General features: G+C 65.0%; 23 protein-coding genes, 1 tRNA gene and 1 pseudogene. 9 read left to right on the forward strand and 16 right to left on the reverse strand.

Going from position 1 to position 22,162, the window contains the following annotated elements; all coding sequences use genetic code 11:
- Window positions 1-116 precede the first annotated feature (116 nt).
- Window positions 117-1,262 carry a DUF2254 family protein gene (locus ACWDXS_RS24105; RefSeq protein WP_449968869.1) on the forward strand — a complete coding sequence of 382 codons (1,146 nt, stop codon included), beginning with the start codon at window positions 117-119 and terminating at the stop codon, window positions 1,260-1,262.
- On the opposite strand, the gene ACWDXS_RS24110 is transcribed toward ACWDXS_RS24105, so the two are convergent.
- The 9 genes from ACWDXS_RS24110 to ACWDXS_RS24150 all read right to left on the reverse strand — a co-directional run bounded on the left by ACWDXS_RS24110 (window position 1,257) and on the right by ACWDXS_RS24150 (window position 12,081).
- Window positions 1,257-2,582, reverse strand: coding sequence for a diacylglycerol/lipid kinase family protein (locus tag ACWDXS_RS24110; protein WP_378993958.1), 1,326 nt, complete (start codon window positions 2,580-2,582; stop codon window positions 1,257-1,259). The genes ACWDXS_RS24105 and ACWDXS_RS24110 overlap by 6 nt on opposite strands.
- A gap of 9 nt (window positions 2,583-2,591) precedes the next feature.
- A complete protein-coding gene (locus tag ACWDXS_RS24115) occupies window positions 2,592-2,969 on the reverse strand; it encodes an amphi-Trp domain-containing protein (RefSeq protein WP_378993956.1) in 378 nt (125 codons plus the stop codon).
- Between the two features lie 117 nt (window positions 2,970-3,086).
- On the reverse strand, window positions 3,087-4,715 hold the full coding sequence (locus ACWDXS_RS24120) for a serine/threonine-protein kinase (RefSeq protein WP_449968873.1): 1,629 nt from the start codon (window positions 4,713-4,715) through the stop codon (window positions 3,087-3,089).
- A 91-nt stretch (window positions 4,716-4,806) separates the two neighbouring features.
- A complete protein-coding gene (locus ACWDXS_RS24125; protein ID WP_449968876.1) occupies window positions 4,807-5,694 on the reverse strand; it encodes a DUF4231 domain-containing protein in 888 nt (295 codons plus the stop codon).
- 3 nt (window positions 5,695-5,697) lie between these two features.
- Window positions 5,698-9,909: an nSTAND1 domain-containing NTPase gene (locus tag ACWDXS_RS24130; protein ID WP_449968879.1), complete on the reverse strand. Its 4,212-nt coding sequence runs from the start codon at window positions 9,907-9,909 to the stop codon at window positions 5,698-5,700.
- 5 nt (window positions 9,910-9,914) lie between these two features.
- Complete coding sequence (locus tag ACWDXS_RS24135) at window positions 9,915-11,069, reverse strand: S8 family peptidase (protein WP_378993948.1); 1,155 nt, start codon at window positions 11,067-11,069, stop codon at window positions 9,915-9,917.
- Between the two features lie 13 nt (window positions 11,070-11,082).
- A complete protein-coding gene (locus ACWDXS_RS24140; RefSeq protein WP_449968883.1) occupies window positions 11,083-11,397 on the reverse strand; it encodes a hypothetical protein in 315 nt (104 codons plus the stop codon).
- 176 nt (window positions 11,398-11,573) lie between these two features.
- On the reverse strand, window positions 11,574-11,729 hold the full coding sequence (locus tag ACWDXS_RS24145) for a hypothetical protein (RefSeq protein WP_378993944.1): 156 nt from the start codon (window positions 11,727-11,729) through the stop codon (window positions 11,574-11,576).
- A gap of 106 nt (window positions 11,730-11,835) precedes the next feature.
- Window positions 11,836-12,081: a hypothetical protein gene (locus ACWDXS_RS24150; RefSeq protein WP_056821808.1), complete on the reverse strand. Its 246-nt coding sequence runs from the start codon at window positions 12,079-12,081 to the stop codon at window positions 11,836-11,838.
- Between the two features lie 211 nt (window positions 12,082-12,292).
- Here ACWDXS_RS24150 and ACWDXS_RS24155 point away from each other — a divergent pair.
- Window positions 12,293-12,365 (forward strand) — tRNA-Asn (locus ACWDXS_RS24155).
- 505 nt (window positions 12,366-12,870) lie between these two features.
- On the opposite strand, the pseudogene ACWDXS_RS24160 reads toward ACWDXS_RS24155, so the two are convergent.
- Window positions 12,871-12,963: pseudogene (locus tag ACWDXS_RS24160) on the reverse strand (hypothetical protein); the annotation flags it as partial.
- Between the two features lie 227 nt (window positions 12,964-13,190).
- Window positions 13,191-13,430: a hypothetical protein gene (locus tag ACWDXS_RS24165; protein WP_449968888.1), complete on the reverse strand. Its 240-nt coding sequence runs from the start codon at window positions 13,428-13,430 to the stop codon at window positions 13,191-13,193.
- A gap of 323 nt (window positions 13,431-13,753) precedes the next feature.
- Between ACWDXS_RS24165 and ACWDXS_RS24170 the strand changes: the two genes are divergently transcribed.
- Genes ACWDXS_RS24170 through ACWDXS_RS24185 form a run of 4 tightly spaced genes read left to right on the forward strand, consistent with a single transcriptional unit; the run spans window position 13,754 to window position 16,229 of the window.
- On the forward strand, window positions 13,754-14,092 hold the full coding sequence (locus ACWDXS_RS24170) for a WXG100 family type VII secretion target (RefSeq protein ID WP_449968891.1): 339 nt from the start codon (window positions 13,754-13,756) through the stop codon (window positions 14,090-14,092).
- A complete protein-coding gene (locus ACWDXS_RS24175) occupies window positions 14,092-14,394 on the forward strand; it encodes a WXG100 family type VII secretion target (protein WP_449968894.1) in 303 nt (100 codons plus the stop codon). Before ACWDXS_RS24170 ends, ACWDXS_RS24175 begins: the two co-directional genes overlap by 1 nt.
- 5 nt (window positions 14,395-14,399) lie before the next feature.
- Window positions 14,400-15,815, forward strand: coding sequence for a restriction endonuclease fold toxin (locus ACWDXS_RS24180; protein ID WP_449968897.1), 1,416 nt, complete (start codon window positions 14,400-14,402; stop codon window positions 15,813-15,815).
- Window positions 15,816-15,830: 15 nt separating this feature from the next.
- Window positions 15,831-16,229 (forward strand): Imm7 family immunity protein, encoded by a 399-nt coding sequence (locus tag ACWDXS_RS24185; protein ID WP_449968900.1) that lies wholly within the window; start codon window positions 15,831-15,833, stop codon window positions 16,227-16,229.
- Between the two features lie 346 nt (window positions 16,230-16,575).
- On the opposite strand, the gene ACWDXS_RS24190 is transcribed toward ACWDXS_RS24185, so the two are convergent.
- A complete protein-coding gene (locus ACWDXS_RS24190; RefSeq protein WP_449968903.1) occupies window positions 16,576-17,004 on the reverse strand; it encodes a hypothetical protein in 429 nt (142 codons plus the stop codon).
- A 934-nt stretch (window positions 17,005-17,938) separates the two neighbouring features.
- Here ACWDXS_RS24190 and ACWDXS_RS24195 point away from each other — a divergent pair.
- Window positions 17,939-18,178 (forward strand): WXG100 family type VII secretion target, encoded by a 240-nt coding sequence (locus tag ACWDXS_RS24195; RefSeq protein ID WP_449968906.1) that lies wholly within the window; start codon window positions 17,939-17,941, stop codon window positions 18,176-18,178.
- A 49-nt stretch (window positions 18,179-18,227) separates the two neighbouring features.
- Here the strand turns inward: ACWDXS_RS24195 and ACWDXS_RS24200 are convergent, their stop codons facing one another.
- From ACWDXS_RS24200 to ACWDXS_RS24210, 3 genes are all read right to left on the reverse strand, one after another.
- A complete protein-coding gene (locus ACWDXS_RS24200) occupies window positions 18,228-18,527 on the reverse strand; it encodes a hypothetical protein (RefSeq protein WP_449968909.1) in 300 nt (99 codons plus the stop codon).
- A 370-nt stretch (window positions 18,528-18,897) separates the two neighbouring features.
- Window positions 18,898-19,803, reverse strand: coding sequence for an ADP-ribosylglycohydrolase family protein (locus tag ACWDXS_RS24205; RefSeq protein ID WP_449968912.1), 906 nt, complete (start codon window positions 19,801-19,803; stop codon window positions 18,898-18,900).
- Between the two features lie 442 nt (window positions 19,804-20,245).
- Entirely contained in the window at window positions 20,246-20,536 is a 291-nt protein-coding gene (locus tag ACWDXS_RS24210; RefSeq protein WP_449968915.1) for a hypothetical protein, read from the reverse strand.
- A 363-nt stretch (window positions 20,537-20,899) separates the two neighbouring features.
- Between ACWDXS_RS24210 and ACWDXS_RS24215 the strand changes: the two genes are divergently transcribed.
- Both ACWDXS_RS24215 and ACWDXS_RS24220 read left to right on the forward strand, forming a co-directional pair.
- Window positions 20,900-21,235, forward strand: coding sequence for a hypothetical protein (locus ACWDXS_RS24215; RefSeq protein ID WP_449968918.1), 336 nt, complete (start codon window positions 20,900-20,902; stop codon window positions 21,233-21,235).
- Between the two features lie 117 nt (window positions 21,236-21,352).
- The gene (locus ACWDXS_RS24220; RefSeq protein WP_378637610.1) at window positions 21,353-21,751 is read left to right on the forward strand and encodes a DUF4870 domain-containing protein; all 399 of its coding nucleotides are present in this window, start codon (window positions 21,353-21,355) and stop codon (window positions 21,749-21,751) included.
- Window positions 21,752-21,893: 142 nt separating this feature from the next.
- Here ACWDXS_RS24220 and ACWDXS_RS24225 read toward each other — a convergent pair whose 3' ends face one another.
- Window positions 21,894-22,112, reverse strand: coding sequence for a hypothetical protein (locus tag ACWDXS_RS24225; protein WP_449968922.1), 219 nt, complete (start codon window positions 22,110-22,112; stop codon window positions 21,894-21,896).
- Window positions 22,113-22,162 lie beyond the last annotated feature (50 nt).

Consider the following 22,162-nt stretch of genomic DNA (forward strand, 5'->3'; position numbering starts at 1 on the left):
GTCAGCCGGCCCAGTCGACCCCCTCTCGCCCCGCCACCGACGCACCGGGCCACTGTCGCGAGGAGTCATCCTTTTCGGGTGAGCCGAGCTCACGGCCGATGTGTGACCATCGGCGAATGCCCGCCCGGACAGCACGCCCACGCCGCCTGCGAGCCGGTCTGGCCCAGCTCGCCTTCATGCTCGCCGGGCTCGGCGCGGGCCTGGCCGCCCCGAGGATCGCCTGGGGACCACGCGCGCCGAGCGCCCCGGTGACCGACGCGCTGCTCTCGATCGGCATCGGCCTGCTCGGTGCGGTGGCCTTGATCTTCTCGCTGCTTTTCCTGGTGGTGCAGTGGGTGATGTCCACGTTCACGCCACGGTTGATGCTGTTCCGCGACGACCCCTTCATCTGGCGGACCTTCGGGTTCGCCCTCGGGTTGGTCGTGTTCTGTGTGACCGCGGCCCTCGCCATCGGCAGAAGTCCCGAGGTTTCGGCGGTCGTGCCGGTCCTCGCGATGCTGGCGCTGTTCGTGCTGCTCGTGCTGTTGCGGGCATTGCTGTTGCGGGCCTTCGCCGCCATTCAGTTGGTGCCCGCGCTCAGTACGATCGCCGATCACGGGCGGACGGTGCTCACCGCCCTGTACGCCGCACCCCGCCTCGACTCGCCACAGCTGCCGCCCGTGCGGACGACGGTTGTCTGGAAGCAGCCGCCCGCAGTGCTGCAACGGGTCGAGACGGCCGACCTGATCGACGCCGCGACGGCCGCGAACGTGACCATCGTCTTACGTGAGAATCCTGGCGCCACACTGCATCACGGCTGTCACGTGGCAGATGTGCACGGCGGCGAACTGCCGGAAGACGCTGTGCTGGGCGGTCTCGTCGTCGGCACCGAACGAACCTTCGAGCAGGACCCGCTGCTCGCGCTTCGGCTGCTGGCCGATATCGCGCTGCGCGCGTTGTCCAGCGCCGTGAACGATCCGGCGACTGCCGTACAGGCCATCGACGAGTTGGAGGATCTTCTCGGATGGGTGGCCGAAGCACGTCTCGAACCGCTGCGGGTCACCGACAACGCCGGTGTCGACAGGCTGGTCGTTCACCTGCCGGGATGGGAGGAATTCGTCCGGACCGGGGTCGACGACATCGCCTTCGCCGCCCGCTCCCCGATGGTCGTCACAGGTCTGCGAGACTCCCTGCGTCGAGTACGCGACCGGGCGACCCCCGAGCATGTCGAACTGATCGACAGATGGCTGGCCCGGCTCGACGACCAGCTGGCCCAGCTATGAGCTCGGACGAGCCCAGCGCGCCGTCTGCCACAGTCGTGCCCAGTCGAAGGCCGCGGCGGCGGGACGCACTCCCGGTCTGGTTCTGGGTACCAGCACGCGCAGCGCCCCCGGCTGGATGGTGCACCGGACGGGTGTAGCGAGCAACAGGGATTCGCCGTCTATGCCTGCCGGGATCTCGGGGGCGTCGGCGTCGACGATCAACTCGATCGCTGTCTCCTGCGACAGGCCGCGAAGTCGGGTTCGGCGCAGCAGACCGACCGCCTCCCTGGTGCTGGTGACCGACAGCGTGACCGCGCCGAGAACACCGCGATCGAGGCGAATACGACGGCTCAGGCCCGCTAGATCATTGCTGCCGTACGGGTTGTTGCTCACCAGGATCGCCTGTGGTCCCTCCACCGCCATCGCACCGATCCGGGCGACCAGTTTCGGGCCGCTGTGTCCAGTGAGCAGGTCGGGAAGCAGCGCCAGCACCGTCGCGGTCTTGTCGTCGCGATATTCCGGACTGCGCACGATCTCCGCGTAGACCCCGAACGAGGCGTTGTTGACGAAGGGCCGTCCGTTGACGGTGCCCAGATCGACGCGCAACTCCACACCGTCGCGCAGGGCGTCGAGTGACCGGGTGGGATCCGCGCGATCGAGCCCGAGATCCATGGCGAAGTGATTGCGGGTGCCGGCGCTGATCACCAGGAACGGCAGATCGTGTTCGACCGCCACAGCCGCGACGAGGGCCTGGGTCCCGTCGCCGCCGGCGACCCCGAGCAGATCGGCGCCCTCCGCGACTGCCTGGTGAGCCAGTGCGGTGACGTCGATTTCCTCGGGTCCTTCGAGCAACGCCACGCGGGCACCGAGTTCTTCGGCTTTGCGCACCAGGTCGAACTTCGTCACCTTCCCGCCACCGGAGCGCGGATTCATGATCAGGAAGGGGCGCTGCGGAGGTGGGACCGGAAATTCCGGCATCTTCGCGTCCGAACCGCTGCCGCGCAGGGCGGCGCGGGCGGCGCCGAGGGTCACCAGCGCGAGCGCACCCCACACCAGGACCACCCACAGCAGATTCGCCCGCACGAACGACACCACCACGACGACCGGCGCGAGCAGCGCCACCCCCAGTGCGATCCACCGCAGGATGCCGAACCGGGTGATGAACGAGTAGAGCGCCGCCACAGCGACCACGACGCCGCCGGTGCCGACGATCAGCAACGCCAACGCGCCGAACACCCCGGCGGCGAGCACGGGCACCACCACAGCGGCGGCAGCGGCGACGAACGCCAGTCGCGCCCACCAGCGTCGAGCGCGGCTACCGGCAGTGTCCGGCGAGTTCATGGAGGCGGTTCACTTGGCGGTGGTCTTGCGCGACCGGGGACGGCGCACCGCCTTGGCCGGTGCCGGTTTCGACGCCGATTTCGTGGCCGGTCTCGGTTTCGGAGCCGGTTTCGGAGCCGGGGCCGGGGCCGGTTTCGCGTCGGACCTCGTCTCGGCGGCGGGATCGTCGTGCCACTTGATCTCGATTTCGATTTCGGTCTCGTCGCCGTCGACTTCGATCTCGAATTCCCACTGGAGGCGGTCGGCGACGACGATCTCGATCGAGTCGTCACCGGTCTTCAGTTCCACTTCGGAGCCGTGGGCGAGGGCCCGTCCGATCATGATGAGCCGCTCGCCTACCTCTGTGCGGGAGAGCTCTGTTTTCCTCTTGATCTCCAACTTCGGCACGGCAACTCCTGACTGGATTCAGCGTGGACGTTCCTCCACCGTAGCCACCGCGGCGAGCTGAACGGATCACCCTTTTCGGATGAGCTGCACCTGCCGCCGGGCTTTCGAAACCCCAGCTCAGCCTGCACGGTCCAGGCGGGAGATGCAGTAGCCGTTCGCGGCGTGCTCGAGGGTGAGCTCGACCGCTGATGTCGCACCGTCCGCACTGCTCACCGGCGCGTTGATGGTGACGACGGTGCCCGTCGAGCTACGGACCGTGAGTGCCTTGTCCTCGAATCGCCGCACCCCGGACAGGGCGGTGCCCGGCTGGGTGCCGTTGCACAGCAGTGGGTAGTCCGGTTCCACGTCGGCCGGGTTCACGGGGTCGCCGACCACCCGGCTCAGATAGCGCTCGACGGTGTAGCGAGCCTGCTCCTCGGTGAGCCCGGTCGACGATCGGTCACTGACGATCGGACAGCCGTACACGGACCGTAACTCGCTGGGGCGCAGGCTGACCTGTAGCGCGTCGTTCTGCCAATACGGTCCGAACTGGCCCAGGCTGCCGGGTCGGCGCACCGCATCGGCGATCTGCTCGACATCGCCGTACATCCCGGGGATCTCGGCGGGCGACTGGGTCCAGCACTTGCGGATCAGGGCGCTCATGTCACCGGCGAGGACATCGTCGAGCCAGGGGCGCAGGACCGCCGCCGCCTTCGGGCTGTTCGGGACGGCGCCGATCCGCGCGGTCTGCGTCGTGGCAGGCGCGTCCGAAGCGCCCCTGTTCGCGGCGGTCAGCACGGCGAACGCGGTCACCGCGGCCACCACCGCCGCGCCACCGACACCGAGCAGGACTTTCCTGGTCAGCGACCTGCCAGGAGCCTGCGGCGTATCCCGCCGCAGCACAGCGGTCTCCCCCACCACCGGCGCGCCGGTGAGAGCGGAGATCGCCGCGTCGGCGAGCTCACCGCAGCTGGCGTATCGGTCGTCCGGATTCTTCGCCATCGCCCGCGCGATCACCCCGTCCAGGGCAGGCGGCAGCCCCGGATGTCCGGCCGACGGACGCGGCGGCGGCTCGATCAGATGCGCGCTGATCAACGCGGCCGGACTCTCCCGCTGGAACGGCACGAACCCGGTGAGCAGCTCGTAGAGGGTGCCGCCGAGGGCGTACACGTCGGTGCGCACATCCAGCGGTTGCCCCTCGAGCTGTTCGGGCGCCGCGTACGCGAGCGTGCCGAGCACCGATCCCGCGGAGGTGAGACTCGTCGTCTCCCCCATGCTCCGAGCGATCCCGAAGTCGGTGACCATCACCTCGTCGGTGCCGTCGTCGGCACGGGCGATCAGCAGGTTCGCCGGTTTGATGTCGCGATGCAGCAAGCCTTGCCGATGCGCGTAGTCCAGTCCCTTCGCCGCCTCGGCGACAATGCGTACCGCCCGCTGGGGCGTGAGCACCGACAGCCCCTGGCGCAGCAGCTGTGCCGCGTCGAGCCCGTCCACGAACTGCATCGCGATCCACAACCGATCGCCGTCGACGCCCCGATCGAAGATCTGCACGACATTCGGATGACGCAGCCGCGCGGCCAGATCGGCCTCACGCTCGAACCGGGCCCGAAACGTCGGCTCCACCGCGAGCCGCCCATCGAGCACCTTCACGGCGTCGCGGCGCGGCAGCCGAGGATGCTGGGCCAGATACACCGTCCCCATTCCCCCGCCACCGAGCCTGCGCTCGATGCGGTATCCCGCAAGGATCGCCTCCGGCCCGAACTCCATCACCACTCCTTCGCACGACCACCCACGTGACTGCGCTCAGGTTATCCGGCACGGGCCACCCCTGCCGCAACTCGGATTCGGCTGCACGGGTTCAGCTCTCCGCGCGCTCGCCCCATTTCGCCATCCAGCTCGCGTTCTCCAGCGAGATGGTGTTCTCGCAGTCCGTGACGAATTCCGCCCACCGCACCCGATCGGTGGGTGATCCGTCGGCGCGCCACCGATCGAGCCGCCGTCGCAGGCGATCCGCGGTGGCGAGATAGGTCATCACCAGGAAGTCGTACCGCTTGCCCGCGAGGTAGGCCAGCAACGATCCGCTCAGCGTGGTCATGACCGCGACCCACGGAGCGATCCGGCCCGACGATTCCGCGCCGACGCCGGTGTTGATCGCGGCGACGATCGTGGCCGCGAGGCCGAGTCCGACGGCCGCGCGGCGCAACCTGGTCGCGCGGGCGCCGTAGCAGCGGGCCGTCGGCAGGTAGTAGCCGTCGATCTGGGCCCGTACCCGGTCACGGACGTACTCGTCGGGCCGCATCGATCGCGGCGCCTGGACGGCATCGTCGCCGGGCGCGAGCAGCGGCAGCAGGTCCTCTGCGGCCTGTTCGATGCCTTCGATCTCGGCCTGCAATCGCTCGGTCTGTTGTGCGTCGCCGATGGCGCGGAAGGTGAGAATTCTCTGCTTGATGCCTTCGGAGACGGCCCGTGCCCGGGTCCAGCGGCGGGTCGATTCCGCGGTGAGGTACTGGGCGGTGAGGAACGTCGCCACCGCCAGCGCCACCGCACCCGACAGCGCCACGACGCGGGTCGTGGTGCCGGCCGAGCGCAGGATCGTCGTGGTCGAGGCCGTGGCGATCGCACCCCAGCTGCCGAGGAACAGGACGGTGAGCCGCACTCGATCCAACCGGCGCTTCATCCGGGTAGCGGTGGCCGACCAGCGAGTTCGCCGCTGCCAGAGAGTGTCCAGGAGATCGTCGTCGGACATCGGCTACTCCTCCTCGCCGGCGATCGGAAGTCCCGGGCAGAGCTCGATGTAGCCGATCTCCGAGGAGACCCGGCCCCGCCACATCTCCCGGCTCATGTTGTGCGTCATCTTGGCGCACAGTTGCTCGGGCGAGGCGGTCGGCACGGGCCACATCCGGATGGTCTCGTCGATGCTCGCCGAGATGATCCCCGAACCGTCGGGCAGGAAATCGACAGCGGTGACGAGAGCGCCGTGACCGACCAGGGCCGGTCCGATCTGGCGGTGTGTTCCCACATCCCACAGCCGCAACACGTTGTCGGTACCGACGGTGACCAGTGTGCGGCCGTCCCGAGAGAATTGGACTCTGGTGGCGGGGCCGTCCTGCACCATGGGTTCGCCGATTTCCTGGCCGGTATCGGTGTTCCAGATGCGAATCGTCTTGTCTTCGTAACCGACGGCGAGCAGGCGGCCGTCCGGGCTGAAGCTGGTGCTCTTGACCCACCCGTCCCCGACCATCGGGTCGCCGACCGGATTGCCGGTGTCGGCGTCCCACAACCGGACCGCGTAGTCGGTGGCGCCGGTGGCGACGCGCCGTCCGGCGTCGTCGATCGACACCATCTGCACGAAACCGTCGTCGTGGCGCAGTTCCGGTCCGACCGGCCGCATACTCGCCATGTCTCGAATCTGGGCCTTTCCGTCGCCGGCGATCACGATCCTGCGCCGACCAGGATCGTGTGCGAAAACAGCCGTTTCGGGCGGCAGCGGGATCGGCGGCCCGACCGCAGCGCCCGATGCGGCATCCCAGAACCGAATTTCGGGCCAGGTGAGGGATTCGGGGCTGAACCCGGCGGCCTCCAGCTGTGTGCCTTCTGCTGTGTACTCCGCGAGCTGGAAAAGGCCTTCGTCGCCGCGGATCAAGGGACCGACCTGCGCACCGGTGCCGGTATCCCACTGCCGAATGGTGCCGTCCGCACCGCCGGAGACGATATGTCTGCCGTCCGGGCTCACGTCCGCGCCCAGCACTCTCGCGCCGAGGTGGATGGTTCGCCCGCCACCCACATCCCACTCGCGGACGGTGGAATCCATACTGCCGGAGAGGATTCGACCGGAGTCGGGATGGAAGGCGACACTGGACACCACCAGCTCGTGTCCCTCCAGTGGCTCTCCGATGGGCCTGCCCGTCGCGGCATCCCACAGCCGGATCGTCTTGTCATCGCCTGCCGAAGCGATCTGCGTGCTGTCGCCGCTGTAGACGACTTGTTCTACCGCGGCGGTGTGCCCGCGAAGCAGCTCCCCGATCGGGCGGCGGGTCCTGGTATCCCATTGCTGGAGATCGAATCCCGCGACCACCAGCCGGTCGCCATTGCGGTCGAAGGCAAGGCTGTTCACCGCGCTGCCGGTGTGCGCGGTCAGCGGATCCCCGGAGGGCCGTTGGGACCGAGCGTCCCACAGTTGGACGGTGCCGCCGACGTCACCCGAGGCGATCAACCCGTTCTCGCCGAACGCCACCGAGGTCACCGGCGTGGTGTGCCCGGTCATCTCGCCGATCTGCTGATGCGTCTCGGCATCCCAGAGCCGGACGGATTCATCCAAGCTCGCCGACACGATGTGGTGGCCGTCCGGGCTGAACGCGACGCCGACGACCACACCGGTGTGGCCGCGCATTTCGGACCCGATCTGCTTCTGGGACTCGACATCCCAGAGCCGAACAGTTCGATCTCGACCTGCGGACACCAGCCGGGCACCGTCCGGACTGAACGCGATGCGAGTGACTTCGGACGCGTGACCTGACAGCAGAGCGCCGATCGGGGTCCAGGTTGCGGCATCGAGGAGCTGGATCGCGTTCCCACGCGTGGCAGCGATCTGTTTCCCATTCGGGCTATAGGTGACGCTGGAGACGTCGGCCTCGTCCATGTCGGCGATCTTGCGGATTTTGCCCTGCTGGTGGATCGCGTTGAGCAGGGCGAACTCCCGCCCGGTCCCCTCGCCGAGACGGTACGCGGCGATAGCCATCTGCATACCCAGGATGTCGTCGCTCTTTCCCGGCCACCGGCCCGAGAGCATGAGTTGCGAGTTCGCCGACAATGCCAGTGCTGTCGCGCGACGGCTCTCGGCGACGGCACGTTCTTGCGCCCGATCCGCGCGCACCCACAGCAAACCCGCGACCAGCGCGGCCACCACGGTCACCGCCAGCGCCGCCCGCAGAATCCGCGACCGCCGGTGCAACGCCCTGGCGCTGCGCTGCGCGTCCTCCTTCGCCCGGCTCTCCGTGGCCGCCAACGTTTCCGCCGCCTGCTGGCGTTCCCTGGCGGCCCGCAGCTCGTCCTCCCGGTGCCGACGTTCCTCGGCGATGCGCTCGTCCTCGACCTGCCGTGAGGCCAGCAGCAATCCCCGGGCAGGGTTGAGCCGCTCGCGGAATCCTGGTGCGGTGGCCAGTGATTCGGCATCGGTGAGCCGTGACCCCGACAGCAGCCATTCCTCGCGCCGCCCGTTCTGCTCCCACGCCTGCGCGGCCCGCTCGAGGTTGTCGGCGGCCTCCAGCTCGCCGGCCTGCACCCGCAGCCAGTCGGCGAGGGTATCCCATTGGCGCAGCAGGCTTTCCAACGCGACCTCGACGACAACGGCGCCGTCTCGCTCGTCTTTGACCAACAGCCTGCGTGCGACGAACTCCTCGAGCAGTGGATGACTCTCCGGCGGCAGATCGAACCAGCGGGCCGGGCGGCGCATCGGCTGGTCGTTGCCGGAATTGATCGTCGCCAGCCACGGCACGAAGGCCCGCCGCAGGATCGCCAACTGCCCGGCCCGGACCTCGGGATCGGCGTCGAGGAGCTCGTCGACCTCCCGCTGTACCACTCGCCGCAATCCACCGAGGGATTCGTAGTGCGCGAGGGTGATCTCCCCGTCCCCGTAGTCCCGGTACAGCCGGGCGAGGGTGAGCGAGAGCAGCGGCAGGGTGTCGGCGCCGCGGGACCAGTCGTCGAGCAGACGTTCCACCAGGTCCGGGGCGAACGACAACTCGGCGCCGGCTTCTCTCGCCCGCCGCGCGGGCCCGACGATGACCTCCTTGAACTGGGCCTGCGGCATCGGTTTCAGATCGTCGAACGGGCGCACCGCGACCGACGCCAGCATGGGTGCGGTCTGGAGCGGTTCGTAGCGGTCCGAGCGGATAGTGGCGACCGCGATCATCGCGATCCCACGCTCGCGGTCGAGCAGTCCGCCGAGGAGAGTGAGCAGCACGCCCGCCTGCTCCCCCGCCTCGGGGCCGAACAGCTCCTCGGCCTGGTCGATCGGCAGAATCAGCGTCGGCGCCGGGTCGTCGCCGGAGTCCACAACGCGATCGCGCGCGGCCTGCTGTGCTTCGATCAGCCAGGCCCGCACCTGTTCGATGTCGCGGACGCCGTCCTCGATCTCGGTGAGGCAGGGCCGGCGCAGCCCGACGCCGACGCGCAACGCGTGAATCGACCGCGCGAATCCGGCATCGCCGGTGAGCGCCCTGCGGTGCGGCCGCACGATGTCCATGGTGCGGAAGTGGCGGTCGTCGCGGGCCAGCCGAGGCAGCAACCCGGCGCGCACGAACGACGACTTGCCGACGCCGGAGGGACCGAGGACGACGAACAGGTGGCCACCACCGAGGCCACGCAGGCCGCGCACGGTGTCCATCGCTCGCCCGATCTGCGCGTCGCGGCCGAAATATACTGCGGCATCGACAGATTCGAGCGGTTCCCACCCGCGGTACGGTGCGCGTCCCGGGTCGCCGGGCGGTGGCCAGCCGAAGGTGTCGGCGCCGATACCGGCCGCCCGCAGACCGTGACGTAGTCGCTGCAACCCCTCGGTCAGGAACTCGACCTTCTCCCCGTCCACCAGGATCGTGGTCTTCGGTCCGTCCCCGAACAGGTCGCAGCGCTGCCACTCGCTGGTCATGTCGCGCCCGGTCAGCGGTTCGAGCCGGACCGTGAAGATCGGCTTGTTCAGGGACTCGGCATGGCGGTATTCGACCTTGCACTCATGAGAACTGTCCCAGTTGTCCGACAGCAGACAGATGACCGCCTCGCAGCGGTCGCCTGCCCGGCGCAACGCGTCCTTCCAGCGCACGCCTGCCGGAATCCCGGTGTCCGGGTCGAGATCGAGGAAGATCTCACCCGCCAGACCGGGTTCCGCCTCGATCAGCCAGGCCCGCAGTGCGACCGCTTCGCGGCTGTCCCGGCTCGAATGGCTGAGGAACAGCCTGGCCTTCATGGCAGTTACACCCGCGAACGGTCGATACCCGCTTCGACCAGCGCCGAGCGCGCCACGTCCTTCGCGCAGGCGGTGAGCGCGCCGAACGCGCTGATCCGGCTGAACGTCTGTCCGGTGTGGACGACGTTGTCGTTTTCGTCGTCGCCGTCCACGATCGGCACAGCACCCGCCAGCAGCCATGTGCGAACATCGGCGACCGACGGCATCGTCCCGGCCACCCGCAGATGGAATTGCTGAATCAGCAGCACGATGCCGGCGACCACGGGCGTGGCCTGACTGGTGCCGTGCTGGATCGACTCGCCGCTGTCGTTGCGGATCCCCGACGAGGTCGTCGGCGCGCCGGGCGCGAAGATGTCGGTCGCGCAGGCGCCACCCACACTCGAGTGCAGGCGCTGCGAGAACGGGGTGATCCGATCCGGAGCCGTCGAGAGGGCGGTCGCCCCGGAGCCGTAGCTGAACGAGCCCTCGTCGGCGTCGTAGACCGCGCCGACACTGATCGTCTGGCGGAAGATCGCCGGGTAGCTCATGCCTTGCCCACTGTTGTGGGCGAAGTAGTCGTTACCCGCCGCGACACAGCAGGCGACGCCGGCGTCGGTGAGTTTCCGCATCACCTCGCCGATGCCGTCGCCCGCGAAATCCGCGTCCGAGGTGTTGTTGTCCGATGCGCCGAGCGACATACACACGGCGGAGATACCCAGCGATGCCCGATTGGCCAGCACCCAGTGCAGTGCGTCACGGATCGCCTCGAAGCTCCCGCCGCCGGAGTTGCCGAGGACCTTGACGGGCACGATATTCGCGCGCGGCGCCATCCCGGTGTGCACCCCGCCGGCACAGATGATCCCCGCGACGTTGGTGCCGTGACCCTGTCCGTCGCTCGGATCGGTGGGCGAACCGTTGTTGTCGGCCGTGAAGTTCCGGCCTGCCCGAACCCGGCCCGCGAAATCGACGTGGGTCGTGCGGAGCCCGGTATCGAGGACGGCGACCGTCATGCCGGATCCGTCGACGTTGAACTTGGCGCGCGCCTCCGCCGCGCGCACCAGCAGATCCACCTCGAGCAGTTCGGGCATCACCGTCAGGTCGGTCTGCAACGGCTTCTCCACGGGGACAACGAACTCGTAGGCGACGTCGGCTACCGATTCGGCAGAGATGGTGTCGGACATGATGATTCCTTTCCTACACAGCCGAGTACGCGACGACGAAGTCGTAGACGTCGCGGGTCATCCGCCGTCCGAACCTGGGCTTGCTGTTGTCGCCGATCGCGCCGGCGGCACCGCGCAGCACGCCCACGACACAGGGCCATCCGTCGATGCCGTACACGTAGAGACATCGCGGTGCAGGACGATGTGCGCCGTTCACCTCCGCCCGGAGCAGCTCGACGAACGAAGTGGTCGGCGCGGGGTACACCGAGTTCGGTGAGACCTTCGCGTCGCCGATCAGAGTCGGTGGTCGGCCTTGGGGCGATGTCAGCGTGGTGATTGCGGTAGACATCCGTACTCCTCGACACTCGCGCGGCGCAGATGTCCCAAACGCCGACGTCAGCCGCAGATTTTCAGGCTGATCTGAACGTACGAGGATGTGTCCGAACCCACACGAGTACCCGGCTACCCCAATTTCCTTGCAGGTACTACCCGCGCCGAACTACCGAGAAGCGAGAGCGAGCACCGCTAGCTCTGGTCCGGGTCTTCGACCGCGGCCAGGAAGGTCGGCAGATGGTTGCCGGGGACCGGCTCGGCGGGCTCCGCACTCGCGTCGCCGAGATGCTGGGCGCTGAACAACGACACCGGTGCGGCGCCGGCGGCGTTCAGATGCGGATCGGTCATGGGGTCCCCCGTATATCGGTGTGACTGAGGTGGAATTTCGCGGAGCCTGCGCGTCAGGAGGATTCGACGGTTGGACGCTCGTCCGCGCGCGCCGACAGAACTCGGTTCAGCGACGCAGCTGGTTGTGTGGAATCAAGACCGTGGTGCGCTCGTCGATCGGCTCCATCGGCTCGAGCTTCGGCTGCGTGCTCAACTTGTCCGACAGCTTCTGCCGGCTCACCGACACCAGCTTCCTCGTCACCGGACTACCCGCGACCGCTCGCGAGGCCGCAGTGATCTGTTCGTAGCGTGCCCGACCGGCCTTCGTACCCAGCACATAACCGGCCGCCACGCCGATGATCAACCGCAGCATCTCCTGGAGCTCCTCCCACGTCTGTGTGCGGGCTCCATCCTGCCCCAGCCGCCCCACCCCTGTCGATCCGGCCACCGTTCGACAGCACATCGTTATACGCCGCATGTCCGCAGGTAGCGCCCCGATTTGGGTTCCCGCGACACGATGCGCTAAAGTTTCATCTCGGTCAGCCCGCCAAGGCAGACCACCTGAGTCTAACCACCCAGGACAATCCCCTATAGCTCAATTGGCAGAGCAGCCGACTGTTAATCGGCAGGTTTCTGGTTCGAGTCCAGATGGGGGAGCACGTCAAAAAGAGGTTCTGACCTGCGAATATTCGCATGTGTCGGTATCTCTTTTTTGTGTTGCACTAAGGGTGCAACGCTGTCACCTGGCCTTTGTGTAACTCGACCCGCCTGTCGCTCGGTTTCGAGGTCAAGTCTGATTGCGCTCGGGAAACTGCCCTCTGATCTGCGGAATCGCTCCGACGTGAGAGGTCTTCTGAGAAGGACGACACGGAATCAACACGTTTGGATGGCGTGTTGCCGCTCTCAGCATCAGCAGGAGCGCCCGTGACGTTCCTGCACTGGTCGACCGCAACCCTGGTGGCCGCGTCTCGATCCGGATCGTCGAGCACAGGTTCGCGGGCGTCCCGCTTGTTGCTACTCCTGTTCCGGGGACTTCCTCTGCCAGGCCACAATTCGGGTGGGTCGGACTCGATTCGGTCGGCATGGTCGAACGCTGCCACGATGGCATCCCGGTGTGTCTCAAACACGGCGAGCAGATCGTTGTTGCTGATGTTGCCCACGGCTACGACCAGAAGGCGGCGGGCTGGCCGTGTAGTTGGTGTGAGATCCGGAAGTCGGCGTCCTTGGAGACCACTACACGGTTCTCAGTGTTTGCGACCTTGGCTACCCGTCATCGGCGGTGCGGTTTCCTGCGGGCAACTGCGTTGTGCGGCGCGCGTCGTGCCCAGCGTCGTGCAGGAACCGTGCGAGCCGTGCCGGGAGTTGCGCGTCGACAAGGAACTTCACGCCGCGCTACTCGTGACGCCGGCATTTCGAGCTCGCTGGCAACCTCGCCTCGGAGAGTGTTGCTGTGCACCTCGAACACTGCGGCGGCGAGTTTCTCTAGTCGCCGCTTGTCGCATCGAGCGCTGCGTAGACGCCTTGGTTCGCGGTCCATAGATCGACGACCGCGCCGTTCATCCACAGGATCGTCACCTGGCTGTCGTCGTGTGGGTCTCCGACTGCAATTCGGGCGTGGCTACGCCAGTAGGAGATCCCTGGTCCGGCCTGGCCGATGTCGCTGACTGGTGTGCTGACTGTTGTCTCGACTTCTACTTCGTCCCAATCGATTTCGACGGTCACAGTCAGGACGCTGCAAAGAGCGAAGCGCTGCTACCTAGCTTTCGGTGTGCCCAGCACAGGCACGTGACGCTTGCCCCGAATACCGCCTGCGATTGGCCGGCGTGGGCTGAACGTGTCTCGACGCCAGCCTCGGACGAGCGGTCGAGGACCTGGGAGCGGCGTTGGCGCTACGACCCCGCACCCGATTTGCTCGTGGTCCAGTGTTGATCGTCGAGGTCGGAGAACAGCTGATCCCGCAGTCCACTTGGTTGGCACCTCGGTTGTTGCGCTTCAAACTCTGTCGTGACTAGGCTGGGCCCGTTGTCTTGATCAGGGGGGCTCGCGTGCCAAGTGATAACGGTACGCCCGGAACAGATTTCGCGATGGTTCCAGGCGAGGTGACTGATGCCGGTGTCTACATCCAGCAAGTCGCGGATTCTCTGATCAACGGACTGAATTCGCTTGACCGCGAGGTATCGAGCGTCCTTGATAATTGGAGTGGCGCTGCGGCAGATGCATTCGGGGACGGCTGGACTGAAACCAAGAAGGGCGCCGCCGACGTGTTGAACGCCCTCAACACCATAGGTGGACTCTTGGGTGTCGCAAGCAAGACCATCGCCAACCAAGACATCTCGAATTCCATCAACCTGAGTTCGCTCGACCTACCGGAACTGAACATGTGATGGTCGACAACTCCCGCGACTTCACGTTCGACATCGATGAGTTGGACCAGCTCGTCACCCGCGCCAATGGATTCATCGGGTTCCTCACCGAAAGTCTCGACGGACTCAACCACCGAATCGCGACCATCCAACAAAACTGGCAGGGAGCCACTGCCACCGCACAGGAGGAAGCCTACCGCGAATGGGCAACCGGGGCAGCCGCAGTGGTTGAAGGAATCACTGAGATGTACAACGCCGCCGTCACCGCCCGCGATGCCTATAGTGCGGCAGCGGAGATTAATTTGAGAATGAGCGGTGGCTGAACTCAGTGGGCTCAATCTCCCCGCAGTCCTATGAGAGCGCAGCCAAGGAATGCTACGACCTGTCGGAGAAATTCCAAACCGTCTACAACTCACTGCAAACCGTCCTTTTAGAAACCAGCGCGATGGCCGGCGGCTACCAGGCAGTCAAGACGTGGTCGAAAGCCCACGACGACCGCGCCGCCGCAGTGACGCTGGTAGCGACCAGCTTCGCGCAGGCACTGCAACACTTCGGGGACATACTGACTGCGGCTGGCTACAACTGGAAGTGCGGGGAGTACAAAGCCAACCGCGACCCCAACAAGGGTGACCCACCATCGTTGCCTGGCGGTTTCCCCTCGGAACTACCCTACGGCCCGGGCACAGTTACCGGCGTCGCGTCATCGGGGACTTACAGTCGGGGACTCGAGACGGACTGGACCGAACTGCAAGACAAGGTGACCGCGCTTGTCACTGGTGGCGAAGTCCCCGACGGGGATACCGACAAGCTCGCGCGCGCCGCGACCGCATGGAAGACCTTCGCCCAGTCAGACCCTGTATACGGCGGCAAGGCACGACTGTTGATGGTCGCCTCCGGACTGGAGCGTGGCTACGGATCCGACGTCCCGGACGACATCCCGAACCTCACAGTTCACCTTCGCACGCTGGCTACCAGCGTCGGCGACATCGAAGCCGCTGCCCGCGACATCGCGGCCGCAGTCGACGCCCACAAGGTCGCTTTGACAACGATGCGCTCGGACATGAACACCCAGTTCGCCATGGTGGTGGTTGTCACCGCCATTCAGATCGGGACTTCGAGGGTGCGGGTCAAAGAGCCACCAACGAAGCAAAAGACACCGAGCAAGCAACAGACACCCAGCGAACGCCAAGACGACATCGACTTCCTGAACCAGGCCGCCGGAGCCTTGGCTGGTCCCGCCAACACATTCCTCACCGCGCTCAACGGCTTCACCTTTACTACGGCTGTCCTCACTACGGGCGGACTGCCAACGATTATCGGACTCCCGATACTGACCACTGATCCTGAGCAAGGCAGAGTTCCTACGAAGGAAGGCAAGTCGGAGATCCCGCCCAAGGACCGGTACTCCGGCGGTCTGGTGAAGGTCAACAAGCCCGACCCTGACGCCGACAAATTAGCCGAACGTATCGGCGGCGAGTCCCGAGTGAAGTATAAGAACGACCCAAGCGGGCGCGAGTTCGATGCGGTGAGTGACGAGTACGTCGCGCAGGCCAAGCCTGCTAACTTTGCCGGTAACAAGAAATTTCGTTCTCAGGCTCGCGCCACCTTCGAAGCCGCCCAGGCCAATGACAAGAAGGTGTACTACCATTTTGATGGCCCGCCTAGTGATGATGTTATCCGAACGTTGAGGCGCTACTCGGATGAGTATAATGTAGAAGTCGTTATCGACACCGATCCGCTTTAGTTATGAAAGGGAATTGTGTTCGAATATCATGGTTGGATCAGCATACAGTCTTCTGCTGGTGACGAGACCGATGTTGAATTGGAAGCTGCGTATCGCGCTGCTCAGGATGCTGTCGCAGAACTACGACGCGGCGCGGGGCTGATCGACACCCGAATGGTGAATGGGGCCGCTCAGCTCAGCCTGTCGGGGCTGTTGAATCATCGGGGAGATGAGGGACGGCAGGTTATCGACTGCTTTGTGCGCGTCGGCCGCGTTGCAGCTGGATCGTACGGGCTTCTTTATATCAGGGATGACGAGGATTCGACAGGGCAGGACAATGAATTTCAAGTAATGGTGATGAAACGCGGAAAGGTTACGACCACACGCGATACAAACCTGTCTCCTTGCATCCCGATGATCGAGGATGATATTTAGCCCAAAAATTCCTTTGGTCTAGCATTCTGGCCTGGCGGGTCTGAACTTGCCTGTTCACGGCCGTTCCGGCGGTGTAACCGTGTGACGGGATGGCCCGGTCAGCGGGCTCGCTGGCGGGTTCCACGGACCCGCGCGGCCGTCGGCGAAATCTTGCTCGAAGCATCGATCACCATACCTAAGGGGTAGAACTCGCCACGTTGGGTCGGCTGCTCTCCTGCCAGGATCAGCGCGGTGTCAAGTAGGCCGTCCATAAGTCTTGGACCGGTTGGGCTGTGATGTCCCGCCAGGAAATCGGTGATCTCACCTCGGTTGGTCGGTCGCGGCTACCGCTGACTTGACCCCGACTTCACGGAGACTTTGGAGCGGCTGAAACGATGAAAGTGTGACGTTTCCGCGCTGTGGTCTTGGTGCGCGGTTGGCGGATCAGACCCTTACCTTTGAGGCGAACGATGGTCCCGGCGAAAGTGATTCGCGGGGGCTGTGATTCAAGGTCGACGTCGGACCAGCGCAGCGCCAGGGTTTCGCCCGAACGTGGACCGGTACCGAGTTCGACGTCGACGACATCGAGGACTCGTTGGTTGCGCTTGGGACCGTACGTATAGGCCGCCGATCCGTCGAGTAAAGCGCCATTGACCCAATCGGTGAGCTGAGCCCGCAATTGGGCAAGAGTCGCCATGCCTGCGGAACAGGGCTTGGAGTGTTTGCGCGGCAGGTCGGCGACCTCACGGACGGGGTTGCGGTCGATCGCATCATGCCTGACGGCCATCCCCAGCATTTCTGACAGGATGACTCGCTGACACCGTGCCTTCTCGCGGTGGCCGTTGAGCCCGATGCGCTTGATATAGGCATCCAGCCGCGAGGTCGAGGCTTCCCAGATACGCAGACCACCTAGCGCTGATTTGATCTTGATGGCGTCGGGGTTGGCGCGTCAGCAACGATCCCGAGTTCGCCACCAAAGATGGCCCGGATCCTCGATCTCTGCCTTCGGCCCTGAGCGGACACCGCGCCGCTCTCGCCTGGTCAGCCGCCGGGAGCGGCGCTCAGGCTGGGAAATCATGAACAACCGACTGGAGCCCTCGCGGGGATCGACTGTGAACGGATCGCTGCAGTTCCTCTCATCGGCCGGGTATCGACGCCGGGTAGTTCGGGGCAGTACTGTCCCAGGACAGCCCCTGGCCTCAACGGCGACTCGTCCACTCTGGCAACTGAGGTGGCCGTGGTAGTTTCGGTCGTCTTCACAACTCCGAAAGTTGATCCGGTCACCGATCCAGCGCAACGGAACATACTGGGGCTCTTCGACTTACGGCCGTAGCACAAGGAGGGGTCCGGATTCCATGACGGCCGATGATGGAGGGCCGGAGCTTTGGGGGTGGTTCCGACGGAGGTTTCCGATGCGGGGAAGTTCGTTCAGACGGTGACAGAGACGTTGGTGACTGGTTTGCACTCGTTGGATACGGATGTGGAACGGGCGTTGGAGTCGTGGCAGGTGGCCGGGCGGATTCGTATCGGGAGGGGTGGGATGAAACAAGGCAGAGGCTATGAAAGTGCTTGCGTCACTAGCGAAGATGGCGGAAATGTGGGGTGTGACAAGCGCTACCTATGTCGCCACTGACACTGACAACGCACAGCAGACCAGTTCATTGGATCTTCCCTGAGCTTCGAAACGCGGTGTATGGGTATGGTCTGTGACCAATCGGGAGGGCGAGCACATGGATGACTATCGGGTTAATCTCGATGAGCTGGAACAGATTACGGCGCGGATGCAGGGGTTTTCGGGCTTCCTCGTTGATACGGTGCAGGGTTTACAGCTGCGAATGACCGCCCTGCATCAGACTTGGTCTGGTGATGCGGCTACCGCGCAGAGTGAAGCGTTCACGCAGTGGATGACGGCTGCGGGTCAGGTCGCCGAGGGGGTAGCGGCGATGCGTGATGCATCCGCGGAGCTCTAAGCGCAAGAGGCGACAGTTCACTCCGGAACAGTTGGCCAGATTCGCGAAGCTAAGCAATGACTCCCGGCAACTTCTCGAGCGGTTCGCGGACCGCCTTCGGCCCGAAACGCTGGCTGATTTCCGATCTTTCAGCGACGTTGGCGAGTGGACCTTGTTGGTCGATAATCTTTGCGCCACTCTTGTAAAGCATAAAATTTTGGTCAGCCCGGCCGAACGTAATTCCTTGGCCGAGCTGCTGGCATTGTTCGGGGACCCAAAAGACAATATGGATATGTTTTATATAGATGACTATCAGCGGGTACTGAGGGAGCTGAACGTATTCCCAAATATTGACGTTGATGGTGAACACCTATGACTCAGTCGGCAAGTTTTTGTGTGACTGATCAGGCATTGCGGTCGGTGCTTCGGTCTTCTCGTTAGGTCGCCCGTTGATGAGGAAGCTCTGTCCGACGGTCCACATCGTGGTGCCTGTACGACGCACGAGGTCACGGTCGATCGACCGGCCGGTCGCAGGCAGCGGACTACGCAGCCGCCCCGGAATCAGCCCGACCGAACCGATTCGCCTCTTTTAGCGCGTTGCTATCGGACTGCTGGCTCGTCCTCGGCAGACCCCCGCCAGCGCGTTGAGGTCGGCCTGCCGTGCAAGCGGACCTGGAGACGACCTATGCGAAGCCTGCGCCACTAGCCTCGGCCAGTCGGCGAGGCTGATGCCGTTGTAATCACGGTCGGCGGCGTGAGCGAGTGATCGTGGTGAGCCAGGAAGGTAACGGTTCGCGGGCCGCGAGCCACGTCTGGGGTACTCCGATTTCGGTAGCGGTGCCGGTGTAGGCCGCGACGATGCCCCCGGTGATCGCGCAGGTGGTGTCGATATCGCCGTCTGCTTCGATGCAGGCAGCGACGGCTGCCGGGTAGTCGTCGAGATATGTTGCGGCGGCCCATAACGCGAATGGCACGGTGTCTTGGGCCTTCACCCTGGATCCGTTGCCCAACTCGTGTGCGGCCTCAGCGACGGTTGTACCGAGCAGGGCGCGAGCGCGACGGACGCCGTGCGTTGTCTCACCGGGTTCGAGATGGCCCAGGACGGAGGTGAGGAATTCCGTTGGCGTGGGCACATTTTGGGTGCCGCGGGCGTTAGCGGCCTGTCCCGCGGCGACCGCTACCGCGACGGTGCCGGTCACTCCTTCGGGGTTCATGTGGGTGACTTGTGCCGACCGGACGGCTTCGGCGACGACCCGTTGCGGATCGTCGGCGTAGTACGCCCCGAGCGGGGCGACCCGCATGGCAGCACCGTTGCCGCAGGAACCCTGGCCCTCGAATGCCGCGCCTGCTACCGCTTTCCAAGGTTTGCCGTCGCGGATTCGCCGAAGCGTCGTGACCGTTGCATGCCCGTAGTCGCGCTCTGGTGAGAACCGGCGCGCGAAACCCGCGGCGAGTCGATCCTGGTCGATCTGCTGGTGCCGGTGGAGTTCGGCGACCACGCTACAGGCCATCTCGGTGTCATCAGTCCAGTCCCACGGTCCCTGCGGAGGATTGCCGGACCGAAGACTGGGGAGCGATCGTCCCATGATGAAGAACTGTGCACCGAGCGCATCGCCGACGGACAGCCCGTCGAGCGAATCGAGCATCAGTCCGACACGGTCAATGGCGGGGGACGAACGCCACTTCCATCTCGTCACGATGTCGAGTGCCTTTCGCGTGCGGTACGGCCCGTACCCCGCCGCTGCAGCAAACCGCACGGTGGTTGGGTGCGCCATGTGTCGTCAGGAGTTGATCGGGTTGCCGATGGGGTCGAGTACCCGACGCCCATCAGGGGCGAGCCAGTAGCCATCGCGGTCGCGGAGGTAGACCAGCGCACCGTTCTCGTCGCGCCATTCACGTCCGTCGGGAGAGATCGTCCAACCCTCCTGGTCGCTGCCGGACAGTCCATCGTCTTTGATGTGGGTGACGTTGCGTGGGCTGTGGGATCCATGGCCCGGAGGCCTACACCAGCGCGCATCTCCTCGAAGGCGGCCAGTTGTCGCGCCGCGCGCTCGTATTCTTCGTCGTGGGGGGTCGTCATGACTACGGCTACCTCTCGACCATCTGGACCACGACGCGGCCCGTCGCGGGGTCATAGAACTTGTTGTGCACCATGAATTGAGTGTTCGACGGGAACAGTACTTCGTCGTCGGTGCCGAACGGCATGCCCGTGTCGGGGTCGGAATAGGTCCGGCGGTTCTTGGACACAATCTGCATGTCGACGTTCCGGTTGTTCGCGAAGACATCGGAGACGCCATAGGGCTTGTTCGACGTCGACATGAACCCGGCGTCGGCCCATGGCTTGTCCGGTTCGAGCTCCGCGAGCTGCTGCGGGGACATATTGACGTGTCGAACGACGGGGCCCTCGTGTTTAGGGAGCTTTTCCAGCGCTTTGTTCAGGGCCCTCTACCAGCGCAAAGCAGGTGAAGGGCTTTTCTGTTGTTCGGGGAAATTTCCCAGATCGACTACTTTCCGACTACAAATGACGAACTACCTCGGGGCAGTGCGGCAGGCAGGCGTTGACGAGGTTCGCACGCTCATCCACCCGCCGCCTCGGTTTCTCGGGACTGACCGGACCCAACAGCGAAACCGTCTCCGCAACGATACACCGCCAGTCACTTTCACAGAGAGGCGGCGGATTTCGCTGGATACAGTCGAGAGCGGTGCCACCCACCGCGAATCCCAGTGAAGGACAGCAAAACAATGCCTGACAGTAACGAACCCGCTGTGCGCTACTTCGCGTTGATCGATGACGAGAGAGGCTGGCCCGAGGGCTGGCGCGCCCGTCGAATCACCGGGCTTGTGCGCCGGACCGACACCCGGCCTCTACCGACCGACGAAGCGCTCGGCAGGGACTTCACCTGGGGTCCTACCGAGTACCTCCAGCGCTATCGGCCGGGAGTGGACGAACCTCACGAGGAGATCTCCGCCGAGTCAGCCGAGCGATTCATCGCGAGTTGGCGTGCCTCGAGGGCGAGCAGCGAGGCCGAACGCACGCGCCCCGCATCGAACCCACCTATCGACGACACCCAAGCCTGATCGGTTCTGCGCGGCAAGCAGGTCGTGGGGTTCCGGTGCTTCGACCGGCTCGCCGACCTCTTGTTTCGTGCTGAAAGTTGGGATCGGTAGGCGGCGAGCGTGGCATGTACTTGCCGCATGACATCTTCTCAGCTTCCCTCGAACCAACCGCAATCCGCCGGCCTGGACAAGAAGACCAGTGCGATCCTGTCCTACGCGCTGGGCTGGCTCACCGGAATCATCTTCCTCTTTGTGGGAAAGAACGATCCCGATGTGAAATTCCATGCTGCGCAATCGATCATCTTCTTCGCCGGGGTCTCGGTGCTCAATATTGTTCTGAGCATCGTAGGCTCGCTCCTCGGCGCCCTGGGGATCATCTTCAGCCTCGCCGGACTCGCCCTCGGGATCTTTGCGGTCGTCGTCTGGATCATGGCCATGGTCCAGGCGAACAACAGCGGCGGTGTCCGTGCGGAGCTTCCCCTGGTCGGAAAGTTCGTTGCCCCGTTCGCCGATCAGCTGGCCGGTTCGGTCAAGTAGCGACGTACCCGAAATCCCCGCACGGCGACCACGCCCAATACTCCGAAGATCAACGGCCCGAGACTGTCTCGGGCCGTTGACGCACGCCCGGACCGTCGCGCCCCGCAGGCTTCCTGACCGATTTTGACGAATGGACTTCGGTTCACGCTGTGAACAGCGCTACTACGGGCAGTGCTGTCAGGACTACCAGAAGTGTCGCCACGATCTTGGCCAGTCGAATCCGGCTCGAGCCGGGTTCGACGACAAACGGCGCGGCGGCTGCGAGGACCGCCGCGGCGGGTAGGGCGAGCACGGTGCCGATGAGGAGTTCGTAGCCATGGGGATCTGTCAGCGGATCGGTTGACAGTCTGGAGTGGAGCACGATGTACACGCACCGTAGCCAGAAAAGTCCTGCTGTACAGGCAACGAGAA

Source organism: Nocardia sp. NPDC003183 (genome assembly GCF_053590715.1).